This is a genomic window from Collinsella sp. LCP21S3_A9, assembly GCF_052118785.1.
Lineage (GTDB): Bacteria > Actinomycetota > Coriobacteriia > Coriobacteriales > Coriobacteriaceae > Collinsella.
The window spans coordinates 1-11030 of sequence record NZ_JBQKGN010000032.1 but is presented as its reverse complement, the minus strand read 5'-3'; the positions used below and the strand labels follow the sequence as shown (position 1 = coordinate 11030).

The window sequence follows — 11030 nt, the reverse complement described above, 5'->3', positions numbered from 1 at the left end:
GAGCTGACCGGCAGCCTCAGCGACAGCGGCGATCTCTCGATGCGACGACGGCAGTTCTTTCGCCATCGACCGCAGCCCAGCCTCAATCGCAGCCATCTGCTGCGGTGTGCCATCCACGGTTTTGGTGACGCCCGCCCAAGCCGACTCCCAGTCGATCGCGGACTTCGCCAGCCCACCCAGCGCGAGCGCACCAACCGCACCCACCTTGAGAAGGGTGCCGCCCAGTCTCCCGAGCTGGTCAGAGTGTTTGTCCATCCAGCGGGTCGCGGTCGTCCCGGCCTTCTGGGCGGTGCGGGAGTACTCGACAGCGGCCTGGCCGACCTGTCGGAAGCCTGTGATGACGCCCTGCACGCCGTCGATCGTCAGTCGAGCCATGACGGTACGAGACACGCCACATCACCACCTCTGCAGTGTCAGTCCTCGGTTGGGATCGGCAGCCGCTCCAGACGGATACGGCGGGCCTGCGGCAGCGGATCAGCGGAAGTGCCCTCCAGCTCCCGGTCTTCGCTGCTCACCCGCTGTTGCCAGCGGGCCATTGCGACACAGCCTCGGCACCAGCCGACGTGGATGCGGTGGTAGTACCCATCACCGTCGTCCTCGAGCGGTGACTTGTCGGTCAGGGTCTCTGTCAGATCAGAACCGCAGCCGTGACAGGTGTGGGCCTCGATCTCGTCGAGAGCCAGCGCCATATTGCGCTCAGTCTCGTCCCACGCCGGGTCGGTTGTGATGGTGTAGCTGCCGTCGCCAGTGGGTGTGATGGTGCGGTTCGGCTCCCACCCGAGCATCGCCCGGACAGTCAACCCACGCGCTTTCGCGGCCCGCACCAGCGCCAGCATGTCAGGATCGGCCTTGAGGGCGCCGATCAAAAATTTACGGTGTTGCTGCCCCGCCGGTTATTGGCGTACACGAGTGCCCGGATCGGGTCCAACTCGCCAAACGTCGGCTGCGCCGCATCCAAGAACTCGGTCCACGTCTGGCCGGTGTCCTCACCGTCCAGCTCGACCCGCAAGAAGCAGCGGGCAGTGACCTCGGAGTGGAACTTCTGCGCCGAGGCCGCATCCGTATCGACCTCCGCCCCGCCAGACCGGATCAGAATGTGCTCATACTCGTCGGCATTGAGGCGGCGGAACACGAGGTCAACCTGACAGTCCCGCGCCTCCTCGATCGCCGTCTCCAGATCGGCCTTGATGTGCCCCAGCTCGGCAGTCAGGGTTTCACGCTCGTCGGGATCGCTGGCGCGACGATCCTCAGACTCACCCTCGCCAGCATCCCCCAGCGCTTGGAGCCGATCCTCGATCGCAGCGGCACGTCGCCCCATGCCCTCGATGCGGTCCGCCAGTTCCTCATCGAGCATGAATGGGATGCGCTGCAGCCCGGCGGTGGACCGCTGCTGCTGGCGGCGTTCCAGCGCCTCCCGAAGTTTCTGGTTCGCAGTACTCATGATGTGGTCTCCCTGTCTGGCCGCAGCCCCCGCCATGAAAGGGCGTGGCGGGGGCTGCGGCCGGCTATGCGGCGGTAGGTCAGGCGAAGGTCACGCCGGAGCGGAGCAGTGTCCACGAGGTCTGTACCTTGCGGACATATTTGCCGGACTGAAGTGGGGACGTGTGCTCGGCGCCGTTCTGCACCATGTACTCATCCCACCTGTCGGACGCCTTCAGCTCGGTGCCATGCTTAACCCCCATCCGCAGATACACGTACTGGGTCTGGTTCGCCTTGATTTTCGACTTCGCCAGGTTTCCCGGCTCGGTGCCGTCTCCCTGGGGAGCCACGAGGTGGACCCACTCCTTCCGGTCGTACACGGTCGCGCCGAAGCTCTCAATCTTGCTCGCGTGACAGGCCCGCGTGTCGTCCTCACGCTCCTGCGAGAAGCCGATCTCGACCTCCCCGGAGGGCAGGTAGCAGGACACGTCGAACATCGCCTTGAGGTCAGCCAGCGAGGCAGCTTTCGTGTCATTCACGAGCCATGTGTTGTTGCCCGGCGAGGAGATGCCTGCCGGGTAGATGTCCTCAGTCGCCATTATTTTCTCCCTCGTCGTTTGGGGTGGACTCCGGCGTCTCCGGGGCCACAGTCAGGGTTGCGTGCAGTTTCGGCGGCAGCGCCTCGCCGTAGATGTCGGACGCACGTCCGGGATGGATGGATTCAGTCTCCTGGTCATAGACGCGGGTGGACCACACGGGCGATGTCGGGTCGCCCTTGCGTCTCACCCGGTACCAGCCCGCAGCGTCAGGAGTCGGCATGATGGTCCTCTCAGTCGTCGATGTCGTAGGTCAGCGTGAAGCTGAACCGAGGCTCGGTGGGGATAGACGTGTCCTTGATGAGCGGCCCAGCGTCCGACTCCAGCGCCGCGCCCCACCTCAGGGAAGGGAACGGGCGCCAATCCACGAACCGACCCCGGCACGCATCCAGCGCGAGCGATGCCTGTTGTGGGGTCGAGCCGCAGCAACGAACCGAGAACCGGCCCTGCCGTGACGACACCCGCCCGTCGGCGCGGGTCACGCGGTCGTAGCCGGGATCAGGGTCGATCACCAAATAGGGGACGCGTCGAGATGACGCGTCAGGGGGAGTCTCACCGAACACGAGCACACGCGGCTCCAAATACCTCGCGTGCGCCAGCGCCAGATCGTGGAGGTTCAGCACGGACAGCAGCGGGTGACTCACCGGTAGCTCCGTGACACGACCTGGTCGAGATCGTCAGCGATCAGGTCCTCTTCGCCATCCACCGAGGCTCTAACGAACGGTGACGCGGGCATGCGAGCCGTGCCGTACTCCTGATAGACGGGGTACATCTTCGCCATACGCGGGCCGATCTCGGCGGTGCGGGTCCATCGGGTGCCGCGAATGCGGTATCCGATTGCCTTCACCAAGGCACCAGTGTCGCGGGGCGCAGTTTGCTTCTGCCTCTTCCGCACCCGAACCGCGGCACGCCGCAGCACAGCAATCGTTTCCTTGTCGATGCGACCCGAGGCGTCCGTGCATGCCTGTTGTAGTTCACGCGCACCGCTCACAGTGATACTCATGCCGCCCCCTCTGGTCGATAGCCGACGATGCGGCGCACCTCGCCGTCGGAGTCCAGCAGTTCGCCGGACAGGACGAACCGTGCACCGATCAGCGCAGGGGCTCGGGAGCCCGTGACCCGCAGCACCATGTCAGGCGCATAGACGGCGTCGAGCGGCAGAGTGATCACAGCCCGATTCAGCGGAGCATCCTCACCAGCAGCCTCGACCGTGGCGGGGGCCGGGCTGGACACGTGCACGGCGCCAGACCAGCGGACAGCACCCTCGACGCCGAGGCGTCCCGTCGCCACGTCCAGCACGTCAGACGGCGCATCAGTGATGACCGCATCATCCGGCAGCGCCGGGGTCGCGACCACACAGTTCACGAGCGCCGGTTCATCCGGCCACGGCGGCATCTGAGTACCCAGCACACGGACCTCACGCCCCCGCACCACGAGCCGGGTGGGAGGGTCGATACGGCGCGCCGGATAGACAGCCAGCATGACGCGCTGACCCGTCTCGCCAGGACGACCGGCCTGCTCGCTGACCGCACGCTCGGACACGGCCGCATGGAACGTGTCGCCGCCCACCAGCCGGACGAGCTCGCACTCACCGATCCAGTTCACGGCCACAGATTCCGATAGGCCCCATCGGGGGGCGGGAACGAACCGACGGGACCGACGCCACGACCACTGCCGGGACACATGGCCGCGAGGGTTCGCGTGTCATCGGGAGAGAACACCGACCCGAGCTCGGCGTCGGAGAAGTAGGTGCGCGACCACTCACCCGACTGACGCGACTTGATGCGCCGGTCTGACCCGGCGAGGCTCGCGGCGGCACCTCGCAGGATCGCGAGGGCCAATACTTGAGCCTCACCGGTCAGGGAGGTGATGCATGGGGCGATGGTCTGGGCGTATGCCAGTACGCGCCGAGCGACTGTCAGATCATCGTGAATGTGCGCCAAATCCATCGCCCCACGCCCCCCTACTTCCGGCCTCGGGTGGTCGACCCGTCGGGAGCCTCACCCTCACCCTCGGTGTTGCCGTCCGGCTCGGGAACGGCCTCGATGAGACCGATGCCGAGCAGGTGCTCGATGTGCGCAGTGTCCGACCCGTCGGGCAGCACACAGCCGTGCGACATGTGCATGTATGCGCCGCCAACCAGCACGACAGCCTTGGGTCCGCTCACTCGGTACGCCATGGTCAGACCCCCGTGCCCGTGATGCGGATCGCGGCCCTCGGCTCGATCACGGCAGCGACACCGACACGACGGACACGCAGACGGTAGCCGTCACGGTCGGAGTCAGTCGGACGCCATACCTTCGTCTCGATCCCGAGAGTGCCGGGCACGGCCGTGTAGCCGGGAGACCCGAGCTTCTCGGTCGCGATACCACCCAGCAGACTCGGGTCGAGCACCATCGGGTCAGCGAAAGGCAGATGCTTGGAAGCCAGCCACGTCTTGCCGAGGAAGTCCCCAATCACCCCGCTCTCCACCGAGCGCGATATACCGTTCGCGGCCAGGTCGGCCTTGACGAACTTCGCCGCGACCTTCCCGTACTGGGCCGGGTTCAGCACCACGACAGAGCCGTCGATACCGAGGTCGTCATCATCGAGCACGGCGTCAGCAGCCAGTACGTCCTCAATGATCTGATCGGCAGTCGTCCAGTTCGCGCCAGCCGCCTTGGTGCGGGTGACCTGCGATCCGATGACCGCGAGGTTCTTGCGATCCACGCGGCGGACCATGGAGTTGATGAGCTTGCGCAGCGCACGCTCCACAGGGTCCATGAGCAGCCGCTTGATCGCCTCATCGGTCACCTCAGAGTCCTGCCCGTCCTTCTCGGACGGGGCAGACGCCGGGGTGCCTTCAGTCGCGGGCGTCAGCGGATACTCGCCACCAGCGGCGATCTCCTCCGGCTCCCGATCTACGTACAGGCCATCGTCGATGAGGTAGCTGATCGCGCCACCCGACACGTCGTAGCGGCCTTGCAGCAGGAAGTCTGAAATGAATTTCTGCTGCGCCAACTCCTTGACCCGCCTCGCCACGAGCGTCGGGGTCTGCAAAAAATGATGCACATCGGCGGGTGCGAGGTCTTGCCCTGCGCCCGTCACATAGGGGTAGGTGTATGCCATGATGCGTCCTCTCAGTCCGCGATCTGAATGAGGGTGCCATCGGTGCCGCCGGTGAGGGCGAGTCCGATGGGGTTGGTTTCATTGGCGGCCACGCATCCGTCAACAGCGGTCACGACATGCTGCCCAGCGGTCACGGCGCCCTTCGCCTTGACGAGTTGGACGTGTCCGCGCAGGTGCACGACGACCTTGGACTCGGCGGCGGCGCTGTGGCCTGCGACGCCGATGTACTTGGTGGACGCGCCGGACGTGGCGGCGACTCGACGGTCACCGGTCACCTCGACGCACTGTCCGCCCTTGACGGCTGCTGACGCCGTGAACGTGACGGTCTGGCCGGGCTTGAACTGGGGCAGGTAGTCGCTCATCGCGTCTCCTCCTTCGGGTAGTAGCGGGCGTACTCGGCGTCGGCAGCGGCCTCGACCGATCCGGCGTGCCCGATCTCAGACATCGGGATCGTGTTCGGGGCCAGCGAGGCGAGGATCGCGGAAGCGCCCTCCTCGTCGGCATTGAGTTGCGCCAGCCAGTGGTCGCGGCGGGCGGGCGGGATACGCCCCTCAGTGATGGCGGACGCCACCAGCGAGGTACGGCGCTCAGCGTCACGCTCGGCGCGCAGCGACCGGGCATCGGCAGCAGCAGACTGCAGATCGGCCAGTGTCGCAGCATCGACCGCTACGACACCCTCAGGCAGGGCAGCAGTCGGGGCAGGTTCGGCTCGCTCTTCGAGGGCCTCGTCGAGCGCCGCAAGCACGGCACCCTCGTCGGCGTCGGCATCGGTCATCCCGAGCCGCTCTCGGAGCCCAGCCATCAGAGAATCGGACATGGAGTCCTCCTTCGTGGTGGGTTCGCCCGGCTCAGGACTGGCCGGGAGTTCAGTGGATGCCGACACGCTCGGCAGGGGCGGGGTAGGCGCATCAGCGCGACCCTGATAGCGGAAGCTCGACAGATCGAACGGGGTTGCCGACGCAGCGGCCGCCGCATCCTCCGACCCGTCCCACGCATCAGCCAGGCCCGCCAGCACAGCCTCCTCCGCCGTGTACCACGTCTCGGCGCGCATGATGTCGCGCCACTGGGCACGGGTTCCACTAGCGCGCTTCGCGTACGCGTCGGCATAGGAGTCGCTGAGCTTGTCGAGCACCGTCGCGGTGTCGCGCAGCACCTGCGCATTTCCCCATGCGATCCCGGACGCGTCATGCACCATCATCTGGCTCGATGGACCCATTGTGATGTGGTCACCGGCCATGCAGATGAGTGACGCCGCCGACGCGGCCAGCCCATCCACGGTGACGAGGACGCGGGCACGGTGCCGACGCAGCGCATTCATGATCGCCACACCATCCCAGGCAGCGCCGCCCGGAGAGTTCACGTACAGGTTGATCTGATCGACATCGAGCGCCGCGATCTGCTCGGCAAAGTCCTTGGCGGACACACCACCCCATCTCCCGATGTCGCCGTAGATGCGGACATCAGCCACGGTCTCGGTACCACCATCAGCCCTCATCTCGATCGAGCAGTAGTGCTGAGTCGCCATCACGCCACCTCCCTCACCGGCAGGCCATGGCTGGCCCGCATGTAGTCCTCCAGCCCCTCATCGGGGGTCACGGCTCCGCAGTCCACCAGAGCCTTGATTGCGTCCGCCGTAGCCGGGCTCTTCGCCCCGATCTCATCGAAGACGAGCTGCGGTGCAGGCTCGTCCTCGCCCCAGTTGAGGTCCACCAGATCATCGATGACATGCTGCTGAGTCACGTCCGCGATGTGCATCGCAACCGCCTGCAGCGACCCGACGAAGAAGTCTGCGAACGTGGTGCCGAGCGCCCACGAGCCCGTTTGGGTCCCGAGGTTCAGAAAGTGTGCGAGGACGGCGCGGGCGATCTGCTCATCGTGGTACCGGATCGGCTTGTCAGCATCCGGGAGGTCGCCCTCGACGCCGAGCAGTTGCAGCTTCGCGCCGCTCGGGATCGACGCACCAGCCTGCTCACCAGACCTGAACGCCGTCGCCAGTGCCAAACCATTCTCACGCTCGGCAGCGATCCACGCATCACGCTCCAGCGCCGTCGCTCCATCCGGCACAGGCGCACCCGTATACACCGGAACGCCGAGACCGTTGCGGTCGACAGTCAACGCCTGGGAGCGCAGCAGTCGATCTTTGATGAGCCAGTTCTTGTAGCACGATCGCAGTAGGCTCTCGCCCGCCCAGTTAGCGCCCTCGCGCTCATTGACGTACACGACGAGCCGGTCGATGGGGATACGGACTCGGCGCGTCCCCATCGAGTGCTGCTCGACGGCGACCAGGCCACCATCGGCGGCGACCTCGAAACCGGCGATCGTCTCCGGTGGCCGCCACGCCAGCTTCCGCAGACGCACCAAACCCTGCGCAGACTCGTACACCTGCTCGAAAATGGAGTGCCCGTAGGGCAGCTCCAGCAGCGCCAACCGCAGATGCTCGCTCCACGAGAATGTGCCACGGGTCCGGCGCGGCCTAGCCTCAGGTTTGCGCCCCTTGATCGGGACGCCGAGGTTGGCCGAGACCGCCTGGAGCACCGGCTCACGTACACCTGCCGGGTCCAGTTCCCATGTGGTGCGCCGGATCGGCAGCGTGACTGCCTTCAAGACGCTCTTGACCTGCGACTCCTCTCGCCTCATCCGCCCATAGACGGCGACCGAGCGAGGCCATACCAGATCGGGGTTCGTCTCCTGGGGCGCCGAGGCCATCTGCGACCACGACAGCAGCGCATCACCGCTCTGATAGCCGATCTCAGCCACAAGACACCACCCCTCTCAAAAACTCATCGTCAGCAGGCTCACCTCACGCGACCCACCATCGGCACCGCCCACCACACCAACCTTCGGCGGCGGCGGGATCGGGTCGCGGATTTCCACGACCGGTTGATGATCGAGCAGCCACACGGCACCCACAGCAGCGATCAGCGGAGACGCATCACACGGCGACCCACGCCGATCGATCACATCCACTCCACCGAGACGACGCGTCGCAGCCATTGACGCTGGCGCATCGAGACCGGGCTGCGCATTGTGCGCCAGCCGACCCGATGTCACCAACGCGAAAAAGTCCGTGTACGAGTTGAGCATGTCCTGCCCACCCCACTCCACGACCGGGAGCGTGAAATCGTCGGAGGCTCGCAGGTCAGCCAGGACAGCCGACACGGGAGCGCCACGCTCCTGCCCAGTCACACACGTCAACCGGCGCTCCACCTCCGGCGACGACAGGTACCCCTCGATCCAGTGCGTCCCGACACGCGAGGCGCGATGCTCGATCTGCGGACGCCCGTCGGCGCGGTACCCAGCGATCACCACATGGGCTCGTGACTTGTCGTCAGTCACGTCGATCGCCGCCACCAGCGGGCCAGCCAGCGTGTCCTCGTCAGCCAGACGCGGCCCCGACGGGCCATCGACCGGCTCATTCGCGCACGCGTCCCACGTGCCGGGCGGGTAGGGCGACTCGATCGCCCCGTCCGGCCACTGACACAGCACCTCCGTGTTGTGCGTCGGGATCAGATCGCCGGCGAGGAATAGCGAGTCGGGAGCGTCTACCTTGATGCAGCAGACAGGCACTGACGGCACGGTCTCGATCCGCGCAATCGTGGCTGGCCGAACATCTCGACGGGAGCGAGACGCGCGAAGATTGGCCAGCTTCCTCGGGAGGGTCGCGGGCAGCATATCGTCAGGTCGCGTCGTGAATGACACGTCGAAACGCAGCTTGTGCCCCCTCTTGCCGTATTCGCCACCGTCGAGTTCAGAGGTCTTCCACCCCAGTGATCTGACCAGCGAGCGGGCGCCTCTGATGAGTCGCATGTCGGTGTTCGTGAAGGTGGACCTTCCCGTCTTCTTGTGGATGGTTCCGTCGGAATCCATAAGCCCTTGGAGGAGCTGCAAGCGCTGCTCACGGGAAGCGGTCAGGTAAATGTCTGGGATGTGCTTGTTCTTGAGCACACCAAGCGCACGGAGGGCGCCTGTGAAGCGCCCATACCCACCGACTTGGAATCCAATGCGGTAGCAGTTCTCCGAGTCCTTGGCCGAAGTGGTCACAGTGCCGCCGCATTCGACGATCCGGCGCTCGATGTGCGCCCGGTCCCTAGCCTCGACAAATACCATCGCGGCGTGCTTGCTGCCGTCTCCTAGCCACAAGCCGAGCAGGTAGGGATGGACCGGGAGATCGACCTCGGGACCGTCGAGCGGCTCCACCTTGGGGAGCGTGAAGTTCCGTACGTCGTAGCCCATGCTCGGGTTGTAGTACGTCACCCCGCGGTCAATCAGCTCAGAGGTGCGGAGCGTCTCGACTCGCCCCGGCCTACGTCGGTCAGACACGGTCCATAGGTGGCCCTCGTCGCAGACCACAGATCGCCCATCATTGAGCGTTACCCGGTAGCAGGTTCGTCCGGTGTGAACCGGCGACTTCCCGACCACGTTCACCCACTCGCCATTGACGCCCTTGACTTGATCGCCAACCGCGATGTCGCCCATGGGAACCCATCCGCGCCGCGTGAGGGTGGGGGTGGCGACGTCTAGGCAGCGGAACACCCACTCAGGATCGGTCTGGTAGGCGCCGAGGACGGTGCGCTCGTCGATCAGGTATCCCAGCGACGGATTCGCCTCACACCACCCAGCACGGTCACCCTTCGCACGACCGGGGGCAGCCGACCACTCCGCCAGGAAAACCGTGTCCGCAGACGCCTCGTCCGCGGCCGCATCATCAGCCGCCAGCGCGTACTTCTCGAGCGGTGTCAGCTCGCAGATGCCGTCCGGGTCACCGAGCGCTAAGTGTGCGATCCGCCGCAACTGTTTCAGCACCACCGACATCACGTCGCCCGCGTTCGACATCGCCAGGATCAGGGCATGAGGCCGCGCCATCGTCGATTTTGTGACCGCGCCCCACGCGAGCCAGTTCCTCTGCTCACGCAGCTCATCGAACAGGATCAGATCGCCAGAGAAGCCACGAGCCGCGGCCCTCGACGCCGCCTTCACCTTCCATCGACGGCGCCCGCGCAGCAGTAGCGCCCGTTTGCCGTTGATCGCCACCACCTTGGCAACCTGATCAGCCAACCACGGCCGCAGCGGCTGCTCCTCGCCGTCGTCATCCTCCTCGGTAGCAGTCACCAGCTCCGACGCGAGGTCGAGAATCTCCTCAGCCGTGTCCAACCCCTGCGCGACGCCGAGCACCGTACCCCACCGGAGCACGTACAGCGCGTAGAGGCCCAGCACCAGCGAGATCGTCGACTTGCCGTTCTGGCGAGCCACCAGCAACACCAAAGTTTTGAACCGGAACGAGCCATCGTCCAGCAACTCGAGGCCGTGGACCATGAACCACTGCTGCCACGGCAGGAGCGGCATCCGCAGGACGTGCTCCGCGAAGTCGCAGACCTGGTAGCCGAGCGTCCACCGCTCCGTCTCCTCAGACCGAGGCTCCAGCGGACGCAACGGGGGCGTGTAGACCCTCGGCACCGTCGAACCGAGCCGAGCAGCCATCGTCAGCTCGCCCCACGACGAGACGCCCGCTGCTGCATCGCGATGATCCTCGCACCCGGCGAATCATCAGGCACCACGTGGGCCTCGGGCTTGGGGGGCGACGCCGCCTTCGACAGCGTCATACCCAGCGCCTCCGCATACCGCAGATATGTCGGGATCGTCACATTGTCCAGCTTCCCCGCCGGATTCAGGCCCTCCGCATCGATCGCATCGATCGCGTCAGCAAGACGACGTATCACCGCCACCAAGCCACGCGCACGACGCGACGGCGGACACTCACGCAGCGCCGCATCAGTCGCCTGCCGCACCGACTCGCCAAAGCCGTCATCCAGCACCCGACCCGACAGGACAGGAGACTCGACCTGCTCCACTACAGTCCCCCAATCTGGACCTCGCGCGACCCCCATCGCGAATCGCAGGGGGGAGAAA

15 protein-coding genes are annotated in these 11030 nt (G+C 65.9%); all 15 read right to left on the bottom strand.

Annotated features, from left to right (window positions below):
* On the bottom strand, positions 1-390 hold a 390-nt coding region (locus ACTQ05_RS09170), incomplete at its 3' end, for a phage tail tape measure protein (RefSeq protein ID WP_441538925.1).
* Between the two features lie 23 nt (positions 391-413).
* Complete coding sequence (locus ACTQ05_RS09165; RefSeq protein ID WP_441186359.1) at positions 414-836, bottom strand: hypothetical protein; 423 nt, start codon at positions 834-836, stop codon at positions 414-416.
* A 26-nt stretch (positions 837-862) separates the two neighbouring features.
* Positions 863-1441 carry a hypothetical protein gene (locus tag ACTQ05_RS09160; protein ID WP_441042162.1) on the bottom strand — a complete coding sequence of 193 codons (579 nt, stop codon included), beginning with the start codon at positions 1439-1441 and terminating at the stop codon, positions 863-865.
* Between the two features lie 79 nt (positions 1442-1520).
* Entirely contained in the window at positions 1521-2018 is a 498-nt protein-coding gene (locus tag ACTQ05_RS09155) for a phage tail tube protein (RefSeq protein WP_441399553.1), read from the bottom strand.
* Positions 2008-2238, bottom strand: coding sequence for a hypothetical protein (locus ACTQ05_RS09150; RefSeq protein WP_441042166.1), 231 nt, complete (start codon positions 2236-2238; stop codon positions 2008-2010). Before ACTQ05_RS09150 ends, ACTQ05_RS09155 begins: the two co-directional genes overlap by 11 nt.
* A 10-nt stretch (positions 2239-2248) precedes the next feature.
* Positions 2249-2659 carry a hypothetical protein gene (locus ACTQ05_RS09145; RefSeq protein ID WP_441042168.1) on the bottom strand — a complete coding sequence of 137 codons (411 nt, stop codon included), beginning with the start codon at positions 2657-2659 and terminating at the stop codon, positions 2249-2251.
* A complete protein-coding gene (locus ACTQ05_RS09140) occupies positions 2656-3018 on the bottom strand; it encodes an HK97-gp10 family putative phage morphogenesis protein (RefSeq protein ID WP_441085571.1) in 363 nt (120 codons plus the stop codon). The genes ACTQ05_RS09145 and ACTQ05_RS09140 overlap by 4 nt, the downstream gene beginning before the upstream one ends.
* Positions 3015-3620, bottom strand: coding sequence for a DUF6093 family protein (locus tag ACTQ05_RS09135; protein WP_441085572.1), 606 nt, complete (start codon positions 3618-3620; stop codon positions 3015-3017). The genes ACTQ05_RS09140 and ACTQ05_RS09135 overlap by 4 nt, the downstream gene beginning before the upstream one ends.
* Positions 3621-3978: 358 nt before the next feature.
* On the bottom strand, positions 3979-4194 hold the full coding sequence (locus ACTQ05_RS09130; protein WP_441042175.1) for a hypothetical protein: 216 nt from the start codon (positions 4192-4194) through the stop codon (positions 3979-3981).
* Between the two features lie 2 nt (positions 4195-4196).
* On the bottom strand, positions 4197-5123 hold the full coding sequence (locus tag ACTQ05_RS09125; protein WP_441399559.1) for a phage major capsid protein: 927 nt from the start codon (positions 5121-5123) through the stop codon (positions 4197-4199).
* Between the two features lie 11 nt (positions 5124-5134).
* A complete protein-coding gene (locus tag ACTQ05_RS09120; RefSeq protein WP_441042178.1) occupies positions 5135-5485 on the bottom strand; it encodes a capsid cement protein in 351 nt (116 codons plus the stop codon).
* Complete coding sequence (locus ACTQ05_RS09115) at positions 5482-6648, bottom strand: head maturation protease, ClpP-related (RefSeq protein ID WP_441042180.1); 1167 nt, start codon at positions 6646-6648, stop codon at positions 5482-5484. Before ACTQ05_RS09115 ends, ACTQ05_RS09120 begins: the two co-directional genes overlap by 4 nt.
* Positions 6648-7880, bottom strand: coding sequence for a phage portal protein family protein (locus ACTQ05_RS09110; protein WP_441042182.1), 1233 nt, complete (start codon positions 7878-7880; stop codon positions 6648-6650). Before ACTQ05_RS09110 ends, ACTQ05_RS09115 begins: the two co-directional genes overlap by 1 nt.
* Positions 7881-7895: 15 nt before the next feature.
* Positions 7896-10601, bottom strand: coding sequence for an LAGLIDADG family homing endonuclease (locus ACTQ05_RS09105; protein WP_441042184.1), 2706 nt, complete (start codon positions 10599-10601; stop codon positions 7896-7898).
* Positions 10602-10603: 2 nt separating this feature from the next.
* Complete coding sequence (locus ACTQ05_RS09100; protein WP_441036957.1) at positions 10604-10972, bottom strand: hypothetical protein; 369 nt, start codon at positions 10970-10972, stop codon at positions 10604-10606.
* Positions 10973-11030: the final 58 nt, after the last annotated feature.